The sequence below is a fragment of the Nitrobacter sp. genome, assembly GCF_051535235.1.
GTDB lineage: Bacteria > Pseudomonadota > Alphaproteobacteria > Rhizobiales > Xanthobacteraceae > Nitrobacter.
Genome location: NZ_JBPPLZ010000010.1, coordinates 1 through 22443, shown reverse-complemented (window position 1 = coordinate 22443; position 22443 = coordinate 1). Strand labels below are relative to the sequence as shown.

Below are 22443 nucleotides of genomic sequence, written 5' to 3'. Positions count from 1 at the left end.
TTCAGGCACGCAACTGGCCGCCATCGGCCACGACCACCGTTCCCGTTATGAAGGCGGCGCGAGGCGAAGCCAGGAAGCTGACGACATCGGCAATCTCTGCCGGCGTACCGAACCGGCGCAGCGGGACTTCGCGCGCCAGCATGTTTTCGACGCCAGCTTTGTTTTCCGCCAGCTTGCGTGACCACGTCCCGCCTTCGAATAGGATATTGCCGGGCGCGACCGCATTGATGCGAATGCCGTCGGCGGCGAGCGGGCGCGCCAGTCCGCGCACCGTGGCATTGAGCGCGGCCTTGGCTGCGGAATAGGTCACGGGCGCGCCGAGCGCGGCTAAACCGCAAATCGAGGAGATGCAGACGATCGCGCGATCGCCCGTGCCTCGCTGCATGATCGGCCGCACCGCCTCGATCATATTGGTGGCCGCGAACAGATTGAGATCGAGAACGCGCCGCCACTCCGCTGACGTCTCATGTCCCGGCGGTACGGATGTGCCGCTGCCGACATTGCAGATCAAAATGTCGATTCGGCCGTGTCGCATTTCCACTTCGCCCGCCAGTGCGAGCGCGGCGTTCGGGTCGGCGACGTCGGCGGGATGGGAGGATGCGTGGCCGCCGATATCAGCACAAGCCTGCTCAAGGCTGTCCCGACCTCGCGCCACCAGCGCCAGCTCTGCGCCTTCCGCCTTGAGCGCATGCGCGATGGCAAGACCGATGCCACGGCTGGCGCCGGCGAGGAGCGCAACGCGGCCCTCCAACTCCAGCTTCATTGATTGATATCCTCAATCCATCGCACCGTCATGTCGCGATAGCGCCGCAGCGGGGTTGAATGATCGTCATCGCTCGCGCGCGCCGTTTGCAGGATATACTGACCGGAATATCCCGACTTCTCGATCAGTCCGATCGCCCTGGCCAGTTCGGCTGCGCCGGTTCCCAGCGGCACGGTGGTCCCGCCGCGCAGACGGTCCTTCACATGGACGTTGAGAATGCGCGGCGCGTAGGCGGCGATTTCCTCGACGCAGTCGTAACCGAGCGCGGCGCTGTTGCCGATGTCGTAGTTGATGCCGAAATTCTCGGCCGGAAGCCTGGCGATGAAAGCAGCAAGTTCGGCCGGCGGCAGATCGGATTCAAAGACGATCTTCACATTCTGCTTCGACAACGATTCCGCTCGCGCGAGCAGGGCGCCGAGGAGCACCTGGATTTGATCGGGCGTCTCGAGCTTTCCGTTATCGACCAGCGGGATCACCGCGAATTCGATGCCAAGCGCAGAACATGAAGCGAGCACCAGATCGAGATCGGCCAGCAGCGCCTCGCGCGTCTGGCCGGTCGCTTTCCAGAATGGCGCCTGCATGAAGCAGTCGCCGGTCAGGCTCCGGATGCGCAGCGAATGCTCGTGGATCAGGCGCTCGATTTCGCTCCGGCCGGCCTCGGTCGTCAGCGGATTTTCGCGTAAGCGATCCTGATCGATGGTCCATTCCATCCGGGAAAGGCCGAGCGCCCTGGCGCGCGGAAACTCTTCACGCCATTCGCTCCAGGGGAACGCCTGGATCTTGCCGTTGACCAGCGCCGACAACCGTCCCTGCATGAAGCCGATCCGTTCGCCCGTTGCCGTCATGGCTTTCCATCCGTGCTGACGGCCAGCCCCTTGGCGGTCCAGCCTCCGTCCACGAAAATCTCCTGGCCGGTCATGTAGTCTGAGGCGGGCGAGGCGAGAAAAATCGCAGCCCCGATCATGTCGTCGGCATCGCCCCAGCGACCGAGCATGGTATGGCGCCGGCGTTCCGCGTGCATGGTCGGATCGGCGAAGCTTGCGGCTGTCATGGCGGTCGCGACATAGCCCGGCGCAAGCGCGTTGACGCGAATGCCGTCGGCGGCGAAGTCCGCGGCCAGCGCCCGGGTCAAGCCGGCAAGCCCTGCCTTGGCCGCGACATAGCCGGGATTGCCGGGGAAGCCGCGCACCGAATTGATGCTGGTCACATTGATGACCGAGCTGTCGCCGGCTGCTTTGAGCAGGGGAAAGGCGGCGAGGATGGTTGCATAAACGCCGGTCAAATCGGTCGCGATCGTCTGCCGGAACCGGTCAAGCTCGTCGGCAGTGCCGAGCGCCGGCAGGCTGATGCCGGCCGCGTTGACCAGCACGTCCAGTCTGGCGCCGTGTTTCGCAAAATCGTCCAGCGCCCGGCGGATGGTCGCGTCGTCGGACAAGTCGCAGGTGATCGCTTGCACGCCGGCCGGTGCCGTGCCTGAGCGGCTGAAGCCGAACACTTCCGCGCCCGCATCCAGAAGGCCCGCCGCGATCGCCGCGCCAATCCCGCGGGAGGCGCCGGTGACGATCGCACGACGCCCCGCGAGCGAGAACCGGTCGAGGCTATGCATAGCCATAGCTTCGCATGATGGCGGCACACAGCCTGACGTCTTCAGGACGATCAATCTGGAACATCTTGTGGCGTTCCATCACATGAAAACCGATCCTGCCGCCGAGCCGGTTCTTCTTCTCGCGCAGCAGGCTTGGAATGAACACGTAAAACGAGCCGTTCTCGAGATATCGCTTCTCGATCTGCTGGCGCATGCGCCGGTCGCGATAGTCGTAATTGATCGACTCCGGGCCATCCTTGCCGATCCGCCAGTTGAAATAATCCTCGACTTCGCAGACCGAGAGCAGGCTGTCCAGCTTGTCGCGCTCGAAAGTCGCGAGCGCGTCGTCAATGTCGCTGGCTTCGCGAATCGGCGATGTCGCCTGCAGGGCGACGATGCGGCTGAACGGGCCGAGCTTGCCATCGATCTGGTCGAGCGCGTGGAGCCACGCAGATTCGGACGAGGCGAGATCGCCTGAAATCTCGGTCGGGCGCCGCACGCCGACGGCGCCGGCGGCTTCGGCCGCCGCGAGAATCGCGTCGCTGTCGGAAGAGACCGCCACGACGTTGACGCCGCTGGCCGCAGCCGCCTGGAGTACGGTCCAGGCGATCAGCGGCTTGCCGCAGATGTCGATCAGGTTCTTGTGCGGAATGCCCTTGGAGCCGCCGCGTGCGGCGACGATGGCCAGCGTCCTTCCAGACGCCTGTCCGCTCATATGCGGCCCTCGAGGCGCTCCAGCGCCGTCCAAAAGCCTTCACCCATGTTCTTGTGGCCCTGCCAGATCTCGGGGATAAAGGATGCCTCCGGCGCGTGCTGGCGCAGCACGGTGCCGATTTGGTCGAAGTCGATCTCTCCCTCACCGACTTGCAGGCCCTCACCATCAAGGCCCCTGGCGTCTCCGAAATGCAGATGCGCCGTATGCGGTCCCAGTTGTGCCAGCCCTTCGGCGAAGTCGAAGCCGAAATGGTTGGCGGCAAGCTTGGTATGGGAGATATCGACGCACATCCGCAAATCGTGCTTGGCGCAGAATGCCGCCGACTCCTTCGGGAAGATGAAGATGTTCTGGTGGCGCTGGCCGCCGAAGTGCCAGGGGAAGGGTGCCATGGTCTGCGGGATCAGTTCGATGCCGTCGAGATCGAGTTCGCCAAGGCTGGCGGCGAAGATCTCGTAGCGCTCGGCTTTCTGCTCCGGCGGCAGCGGCTCGTCCATGGTGAAGCCGCCGATATTGGCGACGATCGGAGGACGCTTCGTCTTCGGAAAAAACTTCTTCAGGCCCCGCGTGATGTCGATCACGGCCTGGGTCTGCTCCAGCGAATAGCGGCGCAAGGCTTCATCCGGCGTCGCCAGATCCATCAGCTTGCTGCCGGCAAAAAGCTCCGGCGCGTGGACCACGAAGTCGAGATCGTAAGTTCCCGATAGATAAGCCGCCGGATCGCGCTCCATGTCGTTGTAACTGAGGTGAAACTCGATGAGATCGGGCTGGCAGATCGCGAGGAAGCGTTCGGTGTCATGATAGCGCACCGGCACGCCCCACGGCCGGCCAAAGCGATAGCGCCGCGCCTTTGCCGTGCCCTCGCTGAGATCGCTGGGAAAGAAGTAATCGTCCGTCGCCATCGCGCGGGTGATCCGCTGGCCGATCAGTGCTCGCATCCTGAGGGGCGAGAGACCTTGCCCGGGGCTCCTGACGGCGAGGTCCTCCTCGGTCACGACGCTGCCTGCCGCGATCGGACGCGCGGCTACGAGACTTTTCGCAAGGTTTTCCCGGTTGATCAGTTCGCCCTGGCTGAGCGCACGTTCCGCCAGCGGCTCGCCGCGCGCGGCCTCCACTTCGCGGATGCCATTGACCAACGCCCTGAACTCCTCCGGCTCGAGGCTCGCAGCGTGGTCCGGGCCTTCCATCTCGCGATCGAGCGTGATGTGGCGCTCGATCACGACCGCGCCGAGCGCGACCGCGCCGATCGAAACCGCGATGCCGCGCTCATGACCGGAATAGCCGACCAGCGGATGAATCGCGCGCAGCGTTTCCATGAATCTGAGATGGATATTGTGCAGCGCTGCGGGATACGTGCTCTGGCAATGCAGCAGCACGTAGGGAACCGAACGCTCGTCGAGGAATTTCGCGGCGAGCCTGATTTCCTCGGTCGTGCTCATGCCGGTCGAGACGATCAGCGTCTTCTTGGTGGCAGCAAGCCTGCCAAGCAGGGGCAGGTTGGTCAGATCGGCGGAAGCGACCTTGTAGGCGTCAACGCCGAAGGTTTCGAGCGTTGCGACGCTCGACGCGTCCCAGGGCGTGCAGAGATATCGAATGCCCTTCGAGGCGCAATAAGCCGCGATGCGGCGCTGCTGCTCGGTGGACAATTCGAAGCGGCGCAGGAGATCGAGCGTATATTCGACGGCGAGGTCGTCGTCCTTTCCGGACAGGCTGGAGGCGCGATAGACCTCGTCCAGCTTGCGCATCTGGAATTTGGCGCAATCGGCGCCGGCAGTGACGGCGGCATCGACCAGCGCGATCGCGCGGTCATAATCGCCATTGTGGTTGTTGCCGACTTCGGCAATGACGAAGCAGGGCTGTCCGTCGCCGAGCATGCGGTCGCCGATCCTCAGCGGCTGCGAACCGCCTGCGAAAGCTTCGTTCATTGCGTCAGCATGCCTTCTGTCTGATTTTGCCGATGCTTCACGGCGTAGACGTTGTGTCCAAGCAAGGATATCCTGGCAACTTCGAGCACCGCGCGCGGGAAATACCGATAGTCGCGGACTGACAACGCATGGAATCCAAACGGCTTTGCTTGCAGGCCGCAACTGACAAACATGCGTTCGACATCCACCCTGGAGAAGTAGTTGATGTGATCAGGAGGAATCCAGTGCCGCGCGTGGCGCCAGCTCGGCACAATCTGCCGCAGGTCGTCGCGGTTCGGAACAATAACGATGGCGAGCCCATCGCCGCGGAGAGTCGCGATCGCGTCGGCCAGCAGGCCCTGCGGGTCGAGCACATGTTCCAGGACGTTGTCGATGACGACGGCGTCGGCCCGTGGCGCCGTCTCGCTCCTGAAGATAGCCTGCACGATGTTGACGCCGTGCTGTTGGCCGAAGTGGGACAAGCCGCTGGCCGGTTCGTAACCTGTATAGATATAGGGATCGTCTTTCATGATGTAGCCGAGTTCTCCTCGACCGCACCCAATCTCGACCACTTGTGAGCCCGGCTTCAGATGCGTGTGGATCAGCCGTCTGATCTGATGATGACGGCTGCGGAAGCGCCAATAGAGTTTGGAGATATCCCCGTGATCGGCGGTATCTGCACGCGCCGTTACGGCATAGACAAATTCGCACCCTGAACATTTCACCAATTCGTGGCGCGATCCACCGCGCTCGACGGTGCGAAACGGGCTTCGATCTGTTGATCTGCAAAGCGGACACGCGTCGCGGAAAATCAGTTCGCCACCGGGGCTGGTGGTTTCAGTTTCCAATGAAGGTCGAATGTTATTTTGCATCGCCAGCCCCCGAGCAACTCGTAATGCGCGACTTCCAGGTCCGCAGGCCATTTTCCTCGAAAGTGATGCGCGAGCAGCGCAAGCCCTTGTCTTCCAGGGCCGTGATCAGGGGGTAGCGCTCGAACGGGCGGACAAAAAAGATGAAATAGCCGCCGCCGCCAGCCCCCAGCAGCTTGCCGCCAACCGCGCCGTTGGCCTTGGCATGATCGTAAATCGCATCCAGTTCGGCTGAACTGATCTTCGAGCTCAGCCTGCGCTTGGCGTGCCAGGCTTCGTCGATCAAGCGGCCGCAATCGAGCAGATGTCCGCGCAGAAGATGATGCCGGATCTCTCGCGTCACCTCCTTCTGCCGCGCCGCCGCTGCGACCGCATCGCTGCCCTGATGCTGAGCTTTCTGGTCCCGATGCACGTCGCCGGAGTCATGATTGAAGCCGGAGTAGCACAGCACCAGGCTTTCCTCGAGTTCGGCGATGATGTTCGGATCGAGCCGAAGCGGAACGATGGTGTTCTGTTCGGACGAGAATTCCATATGGTTGAAGCCCCCGAACACGGTGGCGTACTGGTCCTGCCAGCCGCCGGGGATGTTCAGCATCAATCGCTCGGCCTGAAACGCCATTTCCGCGATCTCGTGCCGGTCCCATTGATCGGACCGGAACTCGTTGAAGCAGCCGATGATTGCGGACGACACGACAGCCGAACCACCAAGACCGGAACCGACCGGAAAGTCCGCGGAGACGTCGAGGTCGAAACCATAGGTCGGCTTGATCAGCCGGATGACGGACTTGATCAAAGCCAGTTCGCCGCCGCCGTCCAGCGCCGCCAGATCCTCGGCCTCGACCGTGCAACGGAAGTCATGCGAATAGATCTTGATCCGGCAGTCGCTCCGCCGCCGCAGGGTCGCATGCGCATACATCGCGATCGTTGCGTTGATGACGGCCCCGCCATTATCGACGAAGTAGTGCGTGAGATCGGTGCCGCCGCCGGAAAAGCTGATCCGCACCGGAGAGCGCGCCCTGGCGTAGACTTCGCTTTCTTCGCTCAGGTTGAATAAGTCGCGGCTGAAAATGTCGACCAGACGGCGCTCGGGATCGAGGATCGGGACGACATGGACGCGCTGATCGAGGAGCTTGAGAATCTGTTCGCGAGGCGCGCCGGCATTGGCCCAGACAAAGTTTCGGTTCACGCAGGTGGCCACCGGCTGGTGGATCGAAACGCCGTCGAGCAGCTTCCTGCGGATGTCGCCGTCGGTGACCGCTCCGACCACACGCCGGGCGGCATCCTCGGCAAACAGGATTCCGAGCATGTTGACATTGAGCCGCCGAAACGCTTCTTCAATGGTGTCGGTCTCGGCAATGGAAACGAGTGTGCGATCCAGCAATTTTTTCGGGTCCAAAGAGCGCGATCCGACCGCGGTTTGACGATGTCGCTGCATAGTAAAGCGATGGGCCGCCGATCACCTAGAGCATGACCCCGAAAAAGCCTGCCCCGGACTTGATCCGGGACGGAACCGGTTTTCGGACAAAAACATGCTCGATCAGAAGGACAGGATTAGAGTCCGATTCCACGCAGTTGAATCAGACCCCAGCAGCTAGATACGGCAGCCGTCAGGGGGGCGCAAGTTGCAGCAGCGCCTCATTTATAACCGGAACATCGGGTTTAGCCTGATCACCCTCTGTTTGAGTTAGGGAAAAGTACCTTCGATGCTTTGCAAAACGGATTAAAATGGCGTCCAAAGTCATAGGTCCGAAGCTTTGGCTCAGATGAATGATCAAATCCGTGTGCTGGTGACGGGCTCAGATGGGTTTCTCGGGCGGCATCTGGTGCCTTATCTGGCGCGGCGAGGCTACCGGGTGATTGCGGCCTCAAGATCGGCGCGCAGGTCCGAGGATCCGAACGTCGTCGGTGCCAGGCTTTCCGATCTGTCCCAGCCGTTCGACTGGGAGCCATTGCTGCGGAAATGCGATGTTGTGATCCATCTCGCCGGCGTTGCACACAAGCTCGTTGCGGAAAATCTATGGGACCGCATCAATCATCGGGCGACCGCGGAACTCAGCCTCGCCGCGTCCAGTTGCGGCATCAAGCACCTGATTTTGGTTTCATCGATTGCGGCCCAATCCGGTTCATCTTCGGCCACCCAATTGAGCGAGAATGACCCGCCCAAGCCCAGCAACGCCTACGGCAGATCGAAACTTGCCGCCGAACGGGCTGTCCTCGCCTCGGGGATTCCGTTTACGATCCTGCGTCCTGTCGTGATTTACGGTCCGGGGGAAAAGGGCAATTTCGCGGTCTTCCACAGGATCGCGCGACTGCCGATCCCGCTTCCGTTCGGCGCCTTGACCGCGCAACGCTCGGTGCTGTCGATCGAAAACTTCAATTCAGCCGTCGAGACCGCGCTCGTCAATCCCCGTGCGCGCAATGAAACATTCATCGTCTCGGATCCGACACCTGTCAATGTCGCCGACCTCATTCGCCGCTACCGTAACAGCCTCGGCAGGCGATCGTGGCTGGTACCGATACCGGAGAAGTGGGTTGAAGCTCTTCTCAAGGCCGCCGGGCAGGACTCGATGTGGGAACGGCTAGGCTGTCCTCTGGTTGCGTTGCCTACGAAGCTACTCGCGATCGGCTGGAATCCGACCGAGCCGGCTCCAGTTCGTTCATGCCCGGGTTGAGCGGCTACGGATTGGCTCGTCTCCCTCATTCGCAGAAACATAAATTTGCAGAGATATCGTGCGCTCCCCAGAATTCCCGATGCGTTAATCCACAGAGCCTTGAATGAAACTCTCGTAACGGAGTATCTGGCTCGCAGCCGCCGACAAGCCGGTGCGGGCAGGTCCAGTCGATTTTCGGAGCCTTCCAGGAAATAGCCAAGAGAACCTAATGGCTGGAATAGATGCTGCCGCGGTAACAAACGGGTCCGATTCCGACGATATCGTCGCGAAGCTGAAGACCCGCCTCATCGATCATTCGTTTCCGCTTTGGTCGACGGAAGGGTGGGATCGCGCCACCGGCGGCTTTATCGACCGGCTCACGTCGGATGGCCGCGCCGATCGCCTCGCGCCGCGCCGGGTTTTCGTTCAAGCCCGGCAGATCTATTGCTTCGCCAGGGCGGCCAAGATCGGCTGGTACCCGCAGGGGCGTGAGATCGCGCTGAAGGCGCTGGAGTATCTCCTGACCAAAGCAAAAAGCCCCGATGGCAAGCCTGGGTTTGTGCATGTTCTGGCGCATGACGGATCGGCTCTCGATCCGTTGCGCGACAGTTACGACCACGCCTTTATCCTGCTCGCACTGGCGACGGTTTACTCTCTCGATCGCGATGCGGAGGTTCGCGCCGAGATCGACATGCTGTGTGAATACCTTGACAGTCAGTTACGTTCGCCGCACGGCGGTGTTCTGGAAGGACGGCCGCCATCGATGCCGCGTCGGCAAAATCCGCAGATGCATCTGTTTGAGGCGATGATCGCCGCCTTCGACGCAACCCACGACACGGTGTTCCTGAATTGGGCTCAGGATTTCTTCGCGCTGTTCATGGCGCACCTTTACGACAAGAAGAAAAAGGTGCTCGGCGAATATTTTGAGGCGGACTGGTCGCGAATCGAGCCGGTGAGTGTCGAGCCCGGCCACCAGGCGGAATGGGTCTGGCTGTTGAAGGGGTTTGAGCGCATCACGGGTTGTCCGACCGGGCGCTTCCGTGCCGAGCTTTTGGCGTCGGCGCTGCGCTATCGGGACGATGTCACCGGTTGCCTCGTCGACGAGGGCAATGCGGCTGGCGAAATCAAGCGGCACAGCCAGCGCTGTTGGCCGCAGACCGAAATCGCCAAGGCGTGGATCGCGCAAGCCGAGTCCGGTGAAGCGGGGGCCGCAGACGAGGCGCGCGCAGCATTGTCGCGCCTGGAGCGGTATTATCTCAGTCATCCCGTTGCGGGAGGATGGTACGATCAGTTTGATCGCGAGGGCAACTTGCTGATCCCGACCATTCCGGCGTCGTCATTCTACCACGTACTCTGCGCGGTCGTTGAAGCGGACGCGGTGTTGAGGTGAAGCGGCCATCAGAATTCCGAGGCGTCCTGCGGGAGTGGAGCGGGACAAACGCATGACCTTCTCAAAGTTGTTAACTATGCGATGTAGCATACCGATTTTGAATAGAGCGTTTTTCGGCAAGTGAATGTCACGATTTCCATGATGCCGCCCCCGAAACTGCTCCTGTCGCTTTTTTCGCTGCTTGCATCTGGGATGCTTTCGGCTGCGATGATATGGGCGATCCGGCCACTCATGTTGCGCCATGTCCTGGCACAGCCGAATGTGCGCTCATCGCACCGCATTCCGACGCCCCAAGGAGCGGGAATTGCGGTCATCACAGCAACGCTGCTGGTAGCCGGAATCATGGCGGGTGCCGGCTCAACCGACCTGAAAATCCCGATCGCGGTCTTTACCGCGTCCGTGTTCATCGCTGTGGTTGGTTTCGCCGACGACATCAAATCCATCGCCGTGCTGCCGCGGCTGTTGCTACAAGGCGCGGCCGTGGCGGCCGTCATCTTCTCGGCGTCGGGCGAACTCCAGATCGTTCCTGCCTGCCCGCTTTGGATCGAGCGCACCTTGCTGTTACTGGCAGGGCTTTGGTTCGTTAATCTCGTCAACTTCATGGACGGATTGGACTGGATGACCGTCGTCGAGGTCGTCCCGGTCACCGTCGCGTTGATGATACTTGGAGCGCTTGGCGAATTTCCAACTGCCCCAACCTTCGTTGCCGCAGCGCTGTGCGGCGCGATGCTCGGCTTTGCACCCTTCAACCGACCAGTTGCGAAGATCTTTCTTGGTGACGCGGGCAGCCTGCCGATCGGCCTTCTGTTAGGCTGGTGCCTTTTGCAGCTCGGCTACGACAGGCAATACGCAGCGGCACTCCTGTTGCCAATGTATTATTTTTTCGATGCCACGGCGACCTTGTTGCGCCGCATGGCGCGAGGCGAACCATTCTGGTCGGCGCACCGCTCGCATTTCTACCAGCGAGCAACCGACAATGGATACGTTGTATGGCGCGTCGTAGGGGAAGTGTTTGCGCTCAATTTAGTGCTCGCCGCGCTTGCAATCGCATCGGTCTTGACGCAATCGATCGTCATGAAAATTGCGTTGCTCACAAGCGGGTGCGCTGCGACCGTGTTCACGTTATTCCGGTTTGCGCGTTCGTGCCCTGCGAAGAAAGTTTGACGTCGGTTCGTGATATGTGAGGCGGATCGCTTGCGGTTAACGCCCCGCCGGGGAGAGTGGTGCAAGACCGATGCAGGTGATAGAGCAAAATTCCATCCCGATCGCTCAATAAGCGTCATTCGCCGCCATGCCCCATCATCAATATGTGCTGACACTCTCCTGTCCGGACCGGCCGGGAATCGTGGCCGCGGTATCGACGTTCCTGGCCGAGAGCGGCCAGAACATCATCGATGCCCAGCAATTCGACGACGCCGAGACCGGCCGCTTCTTTATGCGGGTGGTGTTCAATGCCGCCGATCTCGCGGTGACGCTTTCGGTATTACAAATCGGTTTTGCCGCGATCGCCGAACGTTTCGCCATGACCTGGCAGATGCGCGATCGAGCCGCGTGGCGAAAGGTAATGCTGCTGGTGTCGAAGTCCGATCATTGCCTGGTCGACATTCTGTACCGTTGGCGCACCGGCGAGCTTGCGATGATCCCGACCGCCATCGTGTCCAATCATCCGCGCGAAATCTATGCGCATCTCGATTTCGGCGACATTCCGTTTCACCACTTGCCGGTGACGAGGGAGACCAGACGCGAACAGGAAGCGGCCATCTTCGAACTGATCTCGCAGACCGGCACCGATCTGCTGGTGCTTGCGCGCTACATGCAGATCCTGTCGAACGAGATGAGCTCAAAACTTTCGGGGCGATGCATCAACATCCATCATTCCTTTCTGCCGGGATTCAAGGGCGCCAGGCCCTACCATCAAGCCCATGAGCACGGCGTCAAGCTGATCGGCGCGACCGCGCATTACGTCACCAGCGACCTCGACGAGGGGCCGATCATCGATCAGGACGTCGAGCGCATCAGCCATCGCGATACGCCCGACGCGCTGATCCGCAAGGGGCGCGACATCGAGCGGCGGGTGCTGGCGCGCGCGATTCGGCATCACCTGGAGGACCGCGTGATCCTCAATGGCCGCAAGACCGTGGTGTTCATGGATTGAGTGGCGCGGCGAGCCGCATGTCAGTGGCGAGCCGCCTGTCAGTGGATCGGGCTCATCGCGTTATTGTTCGACGGCTGAGCGGCGGCGTCTTTCGTCTTCGGGGTCAGGCGCTCGCGTTCGCGCTCTTTCATCATCTCGTCGTATTTCGCCGTGCCGGGTCGTGGCGGCGCGTCGGCGGGAAGTCCGCCGGCCCATTGCGGAATCGCGTCGCCCATTCCGGCCGCCAGATGCGAATTGATGCTGCCGCAGCCTCCCAGGCTGCACACAAGCGACAGGGCGCAAAGCAGGATCGGAATTCGGCGCGCTGTATGGGGCATGGCTCGATGGATAAAATCCCGGTGTGGAAATTGCGAGGCAGCGTCGCCTTCGGTGGATGTCCGGCTCAACCGGATCATTGAATGGTTAACCTTCCCAAAAGATGAGCGGCTGAGGGCCTCCGCGCGATTGAGGTAATTCAGTACCGTATGGTGTAACCATCTGGCGCGGCCGGTGGCAAGCTCGCGCAGAGCAGGGCTGTCGTCGACGTCGCGCGCCGCTGATCTTGACCCTCGCTATCGTCTGACGGTCACCGTGACGCACCCGAACAACCTCTGATGAGTGGTTGTCCGATCGGCCATTCGCTATATTCAAGTCGATACAACTGATAGGGGCAGGCATGCACAGGATCATGGTGCGAGGTTTGGCATTGGGGACTTTGGCATTGGTCGCGGTTGCGAACCAGCCTGCCGAGGCGCAGGAAGCCGCAGCGCCAGCCTGCGCCGCACCGGTCGCGCCCACCGGAGAGCTCGCGCCCTGGACCGCGCCATCGCAATTGCAGGCGGCAGGGAATGAGGCGGATACCTCACACGCGCGCCTGCCGGTCGGCCAGGCTGCCCGTCTCACGCTGCTGCAGACGCCAGAGGTGCGCTATCCGCTCCGCCCGGAGAAGCCGGGGGGCTCGGTCAGCTATGGCGGCCTGCTGCAGATTGACGTGCCCAAGGCCGGTACCTATCGGGTGGCGCTCGATTCGGCCGCCTGGATCGATCTCGTGCGCGATGAGCAGGCCGTGAAATCGACCGCTCACGGGCACGGGCCACACTGCACCGGAATCCGCAAGATGGTGGATTATCCTCTCACCGCCGGCCTTTATACGCTGCAGATTTCGGCCAATGGCCAGCCGCAGATGACGGCGCTGGTCGCGCGCCTGCCGTGATCCCTGTGTCGATCCAGCGATCTTTGATCGCGAGTGGGGATTAATGACTGGGAAAACAAACAGTCAGTCTTAGACCGACGTAATGGATCGGATGGCCTCCCGAGCGCCAACGGATTGTCCGTCAGGTCTAATAAGACATATAGCGAATGATGCGCCAACGTCCGTCGCTCTCCTTTTTAAAGACGTCGAGACCGGTTTCAGTGCTGGTCACATCGCCAGGTGATATCTTCAGGAACCAGTCCAGCCGCACGATGGCGACGGTTTGGGCAATGATGACCTCCTTGATGTTGAGGTCATAATGGAATGATCGCTTCGGATCGTCGAGCGCCTTGCTGATGGTTGCGCAACGCGTTTCGTAGTTCGCTTCACCCTGGCCGCGCACATCGGAGATCAGCGATTTCGAGAACAGGTCGCAAGCGCCAGCTTTGTCCCGGCCGTTGAAGCTGGCAGTCCATTGCTGCAGCCGGGTTCTGATGTCGGTGGCATCGTCTGCGATCGCGCCGGTACAGCAGAATTGCAGCATGAGGAACAGGAAAAGAAGACTGAATCGATGGTGGTTCACGCGTCTGATCCATCCGATGACCGTCCGTGCGCTGCTCCATAGCGGAACATTATGAGTCGGTGAACCCTGAAAGGGTTCGGTTGCCTTTGGTCAAACTTCCTCGAACTTGGAACGATCGCGCGCATCATCTCCGCATCATGGTCGCAGCCTGCCAAAACGCTTTGCCGCGTCCGATATTGTGCGAGTGTCGATTTCATTATATCCGTATAAAAATAACGATGATGAGGACAGGCATGCGCAGCGCGATGGTGTGGGGTCTGGCGTCGGCTGCATTGGCGTCGGTTGGCGCTGCAACCAGCTCTGTCGAAGCGCAGCAAGCCACCGCGCCTGCCAATATCGCTCCGATCGCGTTCGCCGGGCGCCTCGCGCGCTGGACTGGCCCGTCTCAATTTCAGGCGGCCGAGAACGAGGTGAGCACGTCACGCACGCGCTTGCCGTGATCCCATCCATGTCGGCTTGGCGCAAATCGTTGCTGCTGCTGTCGGCCGGACTCCTGCTGATATTGCTGCCATTCATGTTTCCATGGAGAGCGGCGGATCCGGCATGGCGCTGGACGCTGCCTGCCGGGGTTTCGACGCCGCCGATCCCGGCCGACAATCCCATCACCACTGCCAAGGTCGAGCTGGGCCGTCGCCTGTTCTATGACGCCGATCTCTCGGCCAACGGCACCATGTCCTGCGCCACCTGTCACGAGCAGAAGCATGCCTTTGCCGATGGCAACCGCACCCATCCCGGCGTGACCGACGAGCCGGGGCGGCGCAACATTCCCGGGCTCGCCAATGTTGCCTGGTTCACACCGCTGATGTTTGCGGATCCGGCGAACACGACGCTCGAGACGCAGGCGGCGTTACCGGTATTCGGCACCCGTCCCGTCGAGATGGGCATGGCCGGGCGCGAAGCCGAGATCGGCGCGCGGCTCGGGCGCGATGGCTGCTACCGGGCAATGTTCGCGCGCGCCTTTCCTGAAAATGGCGGCCGCATCGACTTCGCCAACGTGGCGCGTGCCCTTGCGAGCTTCGAGCGCACGCTCGTTTCCCATGGCAGCGCATGGGACCGGCAGCAACTCACTCCGGATGCGAAGGCGGGCTCGCTGCTGTTCGCTCGCGATTGCGAGACATGTCATTCGGGGCCACGGTTCACGGACCTGACCATGCATCGGCTGGGGCCGACCGACCCCACGCTTGCCGATCAGGGCCTGTTCGAGAAAACCGGTATAGACGCCGACCGCGGCAAGTTCCGGACGCCCTCGCTGCGCAACGTCACGCTGACGGGTCCCTGGTGGCATGATGGATCGTCGCGGTCGCTTGAGGATGCTATCGCAAGGCACGGCCGGACCTACGAGCCGGCCGCGGTGAATCGTCTGATCGCGTTTCTTGAGTCGCTCGCCGATCCCGAATTTATCAGGCGCAAATCGCTTGCCATGCCTGATGAGGCTTGCGGCAAGCGCCTCTGAAGCGGTTTCCGTTTTGACGGAAACAACCGATCCGTCATGGCCGAGCATAGCCGTTCGAAGAACAGCGTCGTTTATCCCCGCTACAGCGTGGGAGATTGATAGCCTCGTGGGTGATGTCTGGCGTGACTTGGACGGCTTGGCGATTTTTCCTCGATCGCCCAGATGTGGCCGAAGGGATCGAAGAACGCCGCGGCTCGGAATCCGTGAGTGCTGACTTGCAGCTTGTCGCGAACCATGGCCCCAGCGGCAACCGCTCTTTGCAGCACGCCTTCGGCGTCGGCCACTGTCACGCGAAGGATCACGTTGACCGCACCTTTCTCCTTTGGAAAGAATGGCCCGCCCCGGCAGGGCTCCGCCTCACGTCGCGGGTTTGATCCCGCAACCGAAATCACGCTGTCGCCAACTCGCACGTCAAACCCGATCCACTGGTTATCCGGGCTATAGATGGCGATTGAAGACGTGTCGAAAACCGCCTCATAAAATCTGACCGCTTCAGCTTGCCGGCCATGCTCGATGAAGACCGTCAGAGTTAGCGATAAGTCATTTTCGCAGGCGGCTTTCAAAACGTTCCAGTCCGAAAAGCCGGCTTGGCTGGCCACGATTTCAAGACAGGCGCTATGCGGCAGACGTATGTGACGCTTGGCAAGTGCATGACGCATCGCTTTCGCCATGGACTTGTAACGCGTGATACTTTCCATGATCTGTCTCCGTGGTCGGGGCGCATTCGATGTCAGTGCTCGCGTTGCTGACGGCCGCCCAGACAGGGTCAAACCATGTAAAACTTGTGCGTTCACCATTCCGGAAGGAGCGAGCGGCAGGCCGCATAGCCTGACCAGAATAGTAGCAAGTTGCGTGATTCGTTCAATCGTGCCGTTCTATATGGCTGGATAGGAGATAGCGTTTCCGACGCTGCTCCTTCCGCCAGCACTCCAGCATGAGCTTTCGGAGAAAACGATCTACGCTCGGTCCCGGCCGATGCTGCTGTAGGCAAAACCCAGTTCCGCCATCTCGTCCGGCCGGTAGACGTTGCGCAGATCGACCATGACCGGCTGCTTCATGATGCGTTTCAGCCGCGGCAGGTCGAGCGCGCGAAACTGGACCCATTCGGTCACGATCACCAGCGCGTCGGCACCCTCCGCGCAGGCATAGACGTCGTCGCAATACGCGATATCGGGAAGCTCGCGCCGCGCTTCCTTCATGCTTGCGGGGTCGAAGGCGCGCACCTTTGCACCCATGTCGCGGAGGCCGGTGATCAGCGGGATCGATGGCGCCTCGCGCATGTCGTCGGTATCCGGCTTGAACGCCAGCCCCAGCACCGCGATGGTCTTGTTGCGCAGATTGCCGCCGAGCGCCTGCGCGACCTTGCGCGCCATCGCGCGCTTGCGGTTGTCGTTGACGGTGACGACCGACTCCACGATGCGAAGCGGGGTGTCGTGGTCTTCCGCGATCTTCACCAGCGCACGGGTGTCCTTGGGAAAACAGGAGCCGCCGTAGCCGGGGCCGGCGTGCAGGAACTTGGTGCCGATGCGATTGTCGAGGCCGATGCCGCGCGCGACCTCCTGGATGTCGGCGCCGACCTTTTCGGACAGGTCGGCGATTTCGTTGATGAAGGTGATCTTGGTCGCGAGAAAGGCGTTGGCCGCGTATTTGATCAGTTCGGCGGTGCGGCGCGCGGTGAACATCAGCGGCGCCTGATTGAGCGACAGCGGCCGGTAGATGTCGCCGAGCGCCTTGCGGCCGCGTTCGTCGGAGGTCCCGATCACGATGCGGTCGGGAAACTTGAAATCGCGGATCGCGGCGCCCTCGCGCAGGAATTCGGGGTTGGACGCCACCACCACATCTGCCGACGGATTGGCCTCGAAGATCAGCCGCTCCACCTCGTCGCCGGTGCCGACCGGCACGGTCGATTTGGTTACCACCACGGTAAAGCCGCGCACCGCCGCCGCGATTTCGCGTGCCGCGGCATAGACGTAGCTGAGGTCGGCATGACCGTCGCCGCGGCGTGAGGGGGTGCCGACGGCGATGAACACCGCATCCGCCTCGGCCACCGGACCGGCCAGATCGGTGGTGAAATCGAGCCGCGACGCTGCCACGTTGGTCGCGACCAGCGCCTCGAGGCCCGGCTCGAAGATCGGGATCTCGCCGTGGCGCAGCGCCGCGATCTTGTCCGCATCCTTGTCGACGCAGGTGACCTGATGGCCGAAATCGGCAAAGCAGGCTCCGGACACGAGGCCGACATAGCCCGTGCCAATCATGGCAATGTGCATCGAATAAACCTATCGGCATGCGACCGCGGGAGGCGGCTGTCAGGCCCGCGTCTTAGCAGACGGAGCGCGGGGGTCACGAGGTATCTGCCACCTTCCTCGTCTGCGGCTGTGATCCGGAAAGCAAAATCCGGATAAGCGGTTTCAATGGTGGGCAGATCATGATAGGAAAGCAGGCCTTCTTTCTATTGCCCATCTTAATGGCCCATATCAACTGCCGTGACAAACGACCAACTGCTGAGCCAGATATCCGACTATTGCCGCCAGGCCGGGATGGCGGAGTCGACCTTTGGCCGGCGCGCCGTCAATGACGGAAAACTCGTGCAGCGGCTGCGCGAGGGCAAGCGCATCACCATCGATACGCTGAACCGGATCGAGGCCTGTATCGCCTCGGGCTCGCCGGATGGCGCGGCCTCCATCCGCCGGCCGGAGCCGATCGAGCGGCGCGATCCCCGCGCCAATTTCCGTTTCTTCGAGAACCGGCAGAAATATCTGCTGTTCGTCCATACCTGCAGCGAGAAGCGCGTCATCGCCGACCGCGTCGCACTGGAGTTCGGCAGCATTCATCCACGCCCGCCGGCGCTGCGGGTGTTCGACGCGGGCGTCGGCGACGGCACCGTGCTGGCGCGGGTGATGCGCTCCATGCACGTCCGCTTTCCCCACATGCCGTTCTATGTCGCAGGCAAGGAACTCAGCCTCGAGGACATCAAGCTGACGCTCGACAAGGCGCCGGACCGGCTGTTCGAGCATCCGGCGACCGTCATGGTGCTGACCAACATGCACTACGCGGAAGCGCCATGGCTTGCGCCCCGTTCGCCCCAGGCCGCGGCCGGCATGGTTTGGCGCGAGGTGCCGCTGCGGGGGACATCCTCCGGCGAGTTCGAGGCGCAGATCCGGGACCTGTGGCCGGATCTCGAGGAGAACTGGCGGGCGAACGTCAGTCCGGTCACGGGGATGCCGGTCTACGAGCGGCCGGTCGTATTGGTAATCTACCGGGAAGATCACCAATTCCTGCTCGATTCTGTCATCCCGCGCGCCGGACGGGTCGAGGCCAACTTCGATCTGGTGATCGCTTCCCAGCCGTACCGAGCCAGGTCTTCCCTCACGTTCAGGGCCCGGCGGATCATCGCCCCCCTGGCGAAGGCGTTGCGGCCCGGCGGGCGTTTAATAGGAATCCATTCTCATGGCGGCGATCCCGGGCTGGAGATTGTCCAGGCGGTCTGGCCCGGAGAAAACCCTTTCGCCGTGAGCCGTCATGAGCTATTGCGCGCTGTGAAATACGAGCTCGGCTCGGTGGGGCGCGACCTTAATTTCAACGCTTATGCCGACCACCGTTCGATTTTTCGCTATGAAATGGAAGCGCTGCCCAATGAGGTCACGGGATCGATCGGTACCTCGACGGCCTTCGCAGCGTGGAATGCGGCGGTCTACGTCGCTCAAGTCGAAGACGACCGGTTGACGGAAATGACCCAAAGCGGCCGCTATCTGGACGCCACCAGGGAGGTTTTGCGCAAGCACAATGGTCTCTGGTTCTACGACGAATCCTACGTCATCTCGCGGCGCCGCGACTGACATCTGGTGTTCCGGTTCGAACATTCGCATCACTTCGCAGCGAGTTCTTATGCGAATGTTAGAACCATAGGAACACTAGCAAAATAAATATTCTGGTGTGGTTTTGGCTCTGACATTCGCTTGTAGGACTCGCGGCAATACTGAAGCGAATGTCAGAGCCACCACACCAGGTCAACAGCACGAAAGGACCGCCGTCTCAGGCGGATGAAGGGGCGATTGATGCGCGGATCTTATTTGTTCACGAGTGAATCGGTTTCGGAGGGGCATCCCGACAAGGTATGCGACCGAATTTCGGACGAGATCGTCGATCTGTTTTTCAGCGAGGGTCCGAAAGCCGGAATCGATCCGTGGGCGATCCGCGCCGCCTGCGAGACGCTCGCCACCACCAACAAGGTGGTGATCGCCGGAGAAACCCGCGGGCCTGAATCCGTCACCAAGGAGAAGATCGAAAGCGTTGTCCGCGCCGCGATCAAGGACATCGGTTACGAGCAGGATGGTTTTCACTGGAAGACCGCCGACATCGAGATCCTGCTGCATCCGCAGTCGGCCGACATCGCGCAAGGGGTCGATGCCTTGCAGCCCGGCACCAACAAGGAAGAGGGTGCCGGCGACCAGGGGATCATGTTCGGCTACGCCTGCAATGAGACGCCGGACCTGATGCCGGCTCCGATCTTCTACGCCCACAAGATCCTGCGGCTGATCTCCGAGGCTCGCCACTCCGGAAAGGAAAAGGTACTGGGTCCGGACTCCAAAAGCCAGGTCACGGTGCAATACGAGAACGGCAAGCCGGTCGGCGTGCGCGAAATCGTGGTGTCGCACCAGCATCTCGTCGAGGACATGAGCTCCGATCAGGTGCGCGAGCGCGTCGAGCCTTATGTGCGCGAAGCCTTGCCGAAGGGCTGGATCACCGACAAGACCATCTGGCACATCAATCCCACCGGAAAATTCTTCATCGGCGGCCCCGACGGCGACGCCGGCCTGACCGGCCGCAAGATCATCGTCGATACCTATGGCGGCGCGGCGCCGCATGGCGGCGGCGCCTTCTCCGGCAAGGATCCGACCAAGGTCGACCGCTCGGCGGCCTATGCCGCGCGCTACCTCGCCAAGAACATCGTCGCCGCTGGCCTTGCCGACCGCTGCACCTTGCAGCTCGCTTACGCGATCGGCGTGGCGCGTCCGCTGTCGATCTACATCGATACCCACGGCACCGGAAAAGTGCCGGAAGACACGCTGGAGCGGATCGTCTCCGAGGCGATGGACCTGACGCCGCGCGGCATCCGCAAGCATCTCGATCTGAACCGGCCGATCTATGCGCGCACCTCGTCCTACGGCCATTTCGGCCGCACGCCGGACAACGAGGGCGGGTTCTCCTGGGAGAAGACCGACCTCGCCGAGGTGATCAAGCGCGCGGTGTGACAACAAGCAAGACGTCATGCCCGGCCTTGTGCCGGGCATCCATGTCTTTCTTTTTGTCAGCAAGACGTGGATGGCCGGGACGAGCCCGACCATGACGAAGGAAAGATGACGCCGCTTCTTCACTCGCTTGCAGACGGGGAGGGGGAGCCGCAACAAGGGATCCGATCGACATGACCACCGCTACCGCCGCCAAGACGCCCGCAGGTTTCACCGACTACATCGTCAGGGACATCGGCCTTGCCGATTTCGGCCGCAAGGAAATCTCGCTCGCCGAGACCGAGATGCCCGGACTGATGGCGACGCGCGAGGAATACGGCTCAAAGCAGCCCTTGAAGGGTGCGCGCGTCGCAGGCTCCCTGCACATGACGATCCAGACCGCGGTGCTGATCGAAACGCTGAAGGCGCTGGGCGCCGACATCCGCTGGGTCTCCTGCAACATCTATTCGACGCAGGATCACGCCGCCGCCGCGATCGCGGCCGCCGGCATTCCGGTGTTCGCCGTCAAGGGCGAGACCCTGACCGAATACTGGGACTACACCGCAAAACTGTTCGACTGGCACGGCGGCGGGCATCCCAACATGATCCTCGACGACGGCGGCGACGCGACGCTGCTGATCCACCTCGGCGTGCGCGCCGAGAAGGGCGACGTGGCATTTTTGGACAAGCCCGGCGCGGAAGAAGAGGAGGTGCTGTTCGCGCTCATCAAGCGCCTCTTGAAGGAAAAGCCGAAGGGCTGGTTCGGCGAGGTCGCCAAATCCATCAAGGGCGTTTCGGAAGAGACCACCACCGGCGTGCATCGTCTCTACGAGATGCAGAAGGCCGGCACGCTGCTGTGGCCCGCCATCAACGTCAACGACAGCGTCACCAAATCGAAGTTCGACAACCTCTACGGTTGCCGCGAGTCGCTGGTTGACGGCATCCGCCGCGGCACCGATGTGATGATGAGCGGCAAGGTCGCCATGGTCGCGGGCTTCGGCGATGTCGGCAAGGGTTCGGCTGCCTCATTGCGACAGGCCGGCTGCCGCGTCATGGTGTCGGAGATCGATCCGATCTGCGCGCTGCAGGCGGCTATGGAAGGCTACGAGGTCGTGACCATGGAGGACGCAGCACCCCGCGCCGACATTTTCGTCACCGCCACCGGCAACAAGGACATCATCACCGTTGAGCATATGCGGGCGATGAAGGATCGCGCCATCGTTTGCAACATCGGGCATTTCGACAACGAGATCCAGGTCGGCGCGCTGAAGAATTTGAAGTGGGACAACATCAAGCCGCAGGTGGATGAGATCACCTTCCCGGACGGCAAGCGCATGATCCTGTTGTCGGAAGGCCGCCTGGTGAACCTCGGCAACGCCATGGGACATCCGAGCTTCGTGATGTCGGCGTCGTTCACCAACCAGACGCTGGCGCAGATCGAACTGTTCGCCAACAACAAGGACGGCAGGTACAAGAAAGAGGTATACGTGCTGCCCAAGACGCTCGACGAGAAGGTGGCGCGGCTGCATCTGAACAAGATCGGCGTCAGGCTCACCGAATTGCGCAAGGACCAGGCCGACTACATCGGCGTCAAGGTCGAAGGCCCGTTCAAGAGCGATCACTACCGTTACTGAGCGGCCAATTATCCGTCATTCCGGACGGCTTATGGCAAGCCGATCCGGAATCCAGCTTCACGCGATAACCGGATTCCGGAATAGTTGCGACGCGACGCCCACAGGTGCGCAATCGCGTGTCGGGGAGTGACGGAAGGAAACACGAAAGCCCGAAAATACAGAAGCCCCGGAACGATCCGGGGCTGTGTGTTCCTTGTCAATCATAGGCGCCCGGCGGCCACGCAATCCGCCTCACGTCGTCCGGCCGTTGCTCTTTTGGGCCGCGAGAAAATCCGACAGCTTGGCAGTTTGCTTGGGCGCTGCCTTCTTGCCCCGGGCCGGTGTTTTCACCGGCTTCGGCTGCGC

At 61.7% G+C, this 22443-nt stretch carries 21 protein-coding genes; 10 read left to right on the top strand and 11 right to left on the bottom strand.

Annotated features, from left to right (window positions below; genetic code table 11):
• Position 1: 1 nt before the first annotated feature.
• From ACS3WA_RS13050 to ACS3WA_RS13020, 7 genes are read right to left on the bottom strand one after another with little or no spacing between them, the layout of a single operon-like run.
• Entirely contained in the window at positions 2–763 is a 762-nt protein-coding gene (locus tag ACS3WA_RS13050; RefSeq protein WP_438278947.1) for an SDR family NAD(P)-dependent oxidoreductase, read from the bottom strand.
• Positions 760–1608, bottom strand: a complete 849-nt coding sequence (locus ACS3WA_RS13045) for a sugar phosphate isomerase/epimerase family protein (RefSeq protein WP_438278946.1) — start codon at positions 1606–1608, stop codon at positions 760–762. Before ACS3WA_RS13045 ends, ACS3WA_RS13050 begins: the two co-directional genes overlap by 4 nt.
• Complete coding sequence (locus tag ACS3WA_RS13040) at positions 1605–2375, bottom strand: SDR family oxidoreductase (RefSeq protein ID WP_438278945.1); 771 nt, start codon at positions 2373–2375, stop codon at positions 1605–1607. Before ACS3WA_RS13040 ends, ACS3WA_RS13045 begins: the two co-directional genes overlap by 4 nt.
• On the bottom strand, positions 2362–3063 hold the full coding sequence (locus tag ACS3WA_RS13035; RefSeq protein ID WP_438278944.1) for an acylneuraminate cytidylyltransferase family protein: 702 nt from the start codon (positions 3061–3063) through the stop codon (positions 2362–2364). The genes ACS3WA_RS13040 and ACS3WA_RS13035 overlap by 14 nt, the downstream gene beginning before the upstream one ends.
• Positions 3060–4985: an N-acetylneuraminate synthase family protein gene (locus tag ACS3WA_RS13030; protein WP_438278943.1), complete on the bottom strand. Its 1926-nt coding sequence runs from the start codon at positions 4983–4985 to the stop codon at positions 3060–3062. The genes ACS3WA_RS13035 and ACS3WA_RS13030 overlap by 4 nt, the downstream gene beginning before the upstream one ends.
• The gene (locus ACS3WA_RS13025; protein ID WP_438278942.1) at positions 4982–5836 is read right to left on the bottom strand and encodes a class I SAM-dependent methyltransferase; all 855 of its coding nucleotides are present in this window, start codon (positions 5834–5836) and stop codon (positions 4982–4984) included. The genes ACS3WA_RS13030 and ACS3WA_RS13025 overlap by 4 nt, the downstream gene beginning before the upstream one ends.
• Positions 5826–7214, bottom strand: a complete 1389-nt coding sequence (locus ACS3WA_RS13020; RefSeq protein ID WP_438278941.1) for a GHMP family kinase ATP-binding protein — start codon at positions 7212–7214, stop codon at positions 5826–5828. Before ACS3WA_RS13020 ends, ACS3WA_RS13025 begins: the two co-directional genes overlap by 11 nt.
• Before the next feature lie 382 nt (positions 7215–7596).
• Here ACS3WA_RS13020 and ACS3WA_RS13015 point away from each other — a divergent pair, with 382 nt between their 5' ends.
• The 4 genes from ACS3WA_RS13015 (at position 7597) to purU (ending at position 12029) form a co-directional block, all read left to right on the top strand.
• A complete protein-coding gene (locus ACS3WA_RS13015) occupies positions 7597–8505 on the top strand; it encodes an NAD-dependent epimerase/dehydratase family protein (RefSeq protein WP_438278940.1) in 909 nt (302 codons plus the stop codon).
• 208 nt (positions 8506–8713) lie between these two features.
• Positions 8714–9874, top strand: a complete 1161-nt coding sequence (locus ACS3WA_RS13010; RefSeq protein ID WP_438278939.1) for an AGE family epimerase/isomerase — start codon at positions 8714–8716, stop codon at positions 9872–9874.
• A gap of 138 nt (positions 9875–10012) precedes the next feature.
• Entirely contained in the window at positions 10013–11038 is a 1026-nt protein-coding gene (locus ACS3WA_RS13005) for an MraY family glycosyltransferase (protein WP_438279011.1), read from the top strand.
• Positions 11039–11165: 127 nt separating this feature from the next.
• Positions 11166–12029, top strand: a complete 864-nt coding sequence (purU, locus tag ACS3WA_RS13000; RefSeq protein WP_438278938.1) for a formyltetrahydrofolate deformylase — start codon at positions 11166–11168, stop codon at positions 12027–12029.
• A gap of 38 nt (positions 12030–12067) precedes the next feature.
• Here purU and ACS3WA_RS12995 read toward each other — a convergent pair whose 3' ends face one another.
• Entirely contained in the window at positions 12068–12346 is a 279-nt protein-coding gene (locus ACS3WA_RS12995) for a hypothetical protein (RefSeq protein WP_438278937.1), read from the bottom strand.
• A gap of 338 nt (positions 12347–12684) precedes the next feature.
• Here ACS3WA_RS12995 and ACS3WA_RS12990 point away from each other — a divergent pair, with 338 nt between their 5' ends.
• Entirely contained in the window at positions 12685–13221 is a 537-nt protein-coding gene (locus ACS3WA_RS12990) for a hypothetical protein (protein WP_438278936.1), read from the top strand.
• Between the two features lie 127 nt (positions 13222–13348).
• On the opposite strand, the gene ACS3WA_RS12985 is transcribed toward ACS3WA_RS12990, so the two are convergent.
• Positions 13349–13783: a YybH family protein gene (locus ACS3WA_RS12985; protein WP_438278935.1), complete on the bottom strand. Its 435-nt coding sequence runs from the start codon at positions 13781–13783 to the stop codon at positions 13349–13351.
• Between the two features lie 233 nt (positions 13784–14016).
• Between ACS3WA_RS12985 and ACS3WA_RS12980 the strand changes: the two genes are divergently transcribed.
• Entirely contained in the window at positions 14017–14223 is a 207-nt protein-coding gene (locus ACS3WA_RS12980; RefSeq protein WP_438278934.1) for a hypothetical protein, read from the top strand.
• A gap of 8 nt (positions 14224–14231) precedes the next feature.
• Positions 14232–15236: a cytochrome-c peroxidase gene (locus ACS3WA_RS12975; RefSeq protein ID WP_438278933.1), complete on the top strand. Its 1005-nt coding sequence runs from the start codon at positions 14232–14234 to the stop codon at positions 15234–15236.
• Between the two features lie 80 nt (positions 15237–15316).
• Here ACS3WA_RS12975 and ACS3WA_RS12970 read toward each other — a convergent pair whose 3' ends face one another.
• Positions 15317–15934 carry a glyoxalase superfamily protein gene (locus tag ACS3WA_RS12970; RefSeq protein WP_438278932.1) on the bottom strand — a complete coding sequence of 206 codons (618 nt, stop codon included), beginning with the start codon at positions 15932–15934 and terminating at the stop codon, positions 15317–15319.
• A gap of 258 nt (positions 15935–16192) precedes the next feature.
• The gene (locus ACS3WA_RS12965; protein ID WP_438278931.1) at positions 16193–17503 is read right to left on the bottom strand and encodes a UDP-glucose dehydrogenase family protein; all 1311 of its coding nucleotides are present in this window, start codon (positions 17501–17503) and stop codon (positions 16193–16195) included.
• Between the two features lie 216 nt (positions 17504–17719).
• Between ACS3WA_RS12965 and ACS3WA_RS12960 the strand changes: the two genes are divergently transcribed.
• The 3 genes from ACS3WA_RS12960 to ahcY all read left to right on the top strand — a co-directional run bounded on the left by ACS3WA_RS12960 (position 17720) and on the right by ahcY (position 22098).
• A complete protein-coding gene (locus ACS3WA_RS12960; RefSeq protein WP_438278930.1) occupies positions 17720–19072 on the top strand; it encodes a hypothetical protein in 1353 nt (450 codons plus the stop codon).
• Positions 19073–19291: 219 nt separating this feature from the next.
• Complete coding sequence (metK, locus tag ACS3WA_RS12955; protein ID WP_438278929.1) at positions 19292–20488, top strand: methionine adenosyltransferase; 1197 nt, start codon at positions 19292–19294, stop codon at positions 20486–20488.
• A gap of 170 nt (positions 20489–20658) precedes the next feature.
• The gene (gene ahcY, locus ACS3WA_RS12950; protein WP_438278928.1) at positions 20659–22098 is read left to right on the top strand and encodes an adenosylhomocysteinase; all 1440 of its coding nucleotides are present in this window, start codon (positions 20659–20661) and stop codon (positions 22096–22098) included.
• Positions 22099–22443 lie beyond the last annotated feature (345 nt).

What these genes read in the sequence shown, in the direction of transcription:
- ACS3WA_RS13005 (WP_438279011.1), top strand. Translation starts at nt 10,013, where the DNA reads ATGATGCCGCCCCCGAAACTGCTCCTGTCGCTTTTTTCGCTGCTTGCA.
- ACS3WA_RS13040 (WP_438278945.1), bottom strand. Translation starts at nt 2,375, where the DNA reads ATGGCTATGCATAGCCTCGACCGGTTCTCGCTCGCGGGGCGTCGTGCG.
- ACS3WA_RS13025 (WP_438278942.1), bottom strand. Translation starts at nt 5,836, where the DNA reads ATGCAAAATAACATTCGACCTTCATTGGAAACTGAAACCACCAGCCCC.
- ACS3WA_RS12970 (WP_438278932.1), bottom strand. Translation starts at nt 15,934, where the DNA reads ATGGAAAGTATCACGCGTTACAAGTCCATGGCGAAAGCGATGCGTCAT.
- purU (WP_438278938.1), top strand. Translation starts at nt 11,166, where the DNA reads ATGCCCCATCATCAATATGTGCTGACACTCTCCTGTCCGGACCGGCCG.
- ACS3WA_RS12965 (WP_438278931.1), bottom strand. Translation starts at nt 17,503, where the DNA reads ATGCACATTGCCATGATTGGCACGGGCTATGTCGGCCTCGTGTCCGGA.
- ACS3WA_RS13045 (WP_438278946.1), bottom strand. Translation starts at nt 1,608, where the DNA reads ATGACGGCAACGGGCGAACGGATCGGCTTCATGCAGGGACGGTTGTCG.
- ACS3WA_RS12995 (WP_438278937.1), bottom strand. Translation starts at nt 12,346, where the DNA reads ATGCCCCATACAGCGCGCCGAATTCCGATCCTGCTTTGCGCCCTGTCG.
- metK (WP_438278929.1), top strand. Translation starts at nt 19,292, where the DNA reads ATGCGCGGATCTTATTTGTTCACGAGTGAATCGGTTTCGGAGGGGCAT.
- ACS3WA_RS13050 (WP_438278947.1), bottom strand. Translation starts at nt 763, where the DNA reads ATGAAGCTGGAGTTGGAGGGCCGCGTTGCGCTCCTCGCCGGCGCCAGC.
- ahcY (WP_438278928.1), top strand. Translation starts at nt 20,659, where the DNA reads ATGACCACCGCTACCGCCGCCAAGACGCCCGCAGGTTTCACCGACTAC.
- ACS3WA_RS12975 (WP_438278933.1), top strand. Translation starts at nt 14,232, where the DNA reads ATGTCGGCTTGGCGCAAATCGTTGCTGCTGCTGTCGGCCGGACTCCTG.
- ACS3WA_RS13010 (WP_438278939.1), top strand. Translation starts at nt 8,714, where the DNA reads ATGGCTGGAATAGATGCTGCCGCGGTAACAAACGGGTCCGATTCCGAC.
- ACS3WA_RS12980 (WP_438278934.1), top strand. Translation starts at nt 14,017, where the DNA reads ATGCGCAGCGCGATGGTGTGGGGTCTGGCGTCGGCTGCATTGGCGTCG.
- ACS3WA_RS13035 (WP_438278944.1), bottom strand. Translation starts at nt 3,063, where the DNA reads ATGAGCGGACAGGCGTCTGGAAGGACGCTGGCCATCGTCGCCGCACGC.
- ACS3WA_RS12990 (WP_438278936.1), top strand. Translation starts at nt 12,685, where the DNA reads ATGCACAGGATCATGGTGCGAGGTTTGGCATTGGGGACTTTGGCATTG.
- ACS3WA_RS13030 (WP_438278943.1), bottom strand. Translation starts at nt 4,985, where the DNA reads ATGAACGAAGCTTTCGCAGGCGGTTCGCAGCCGCTGAGGATCGGCGAC.
- ACS3WA_RS13015 (WP_438278940.1), top strand. Translation starts at nt 7,597, where the DNA reads ATGAATGATCAAATCCGTGTGCTGGTGACGGGCTCAGATGGGTTTCTC.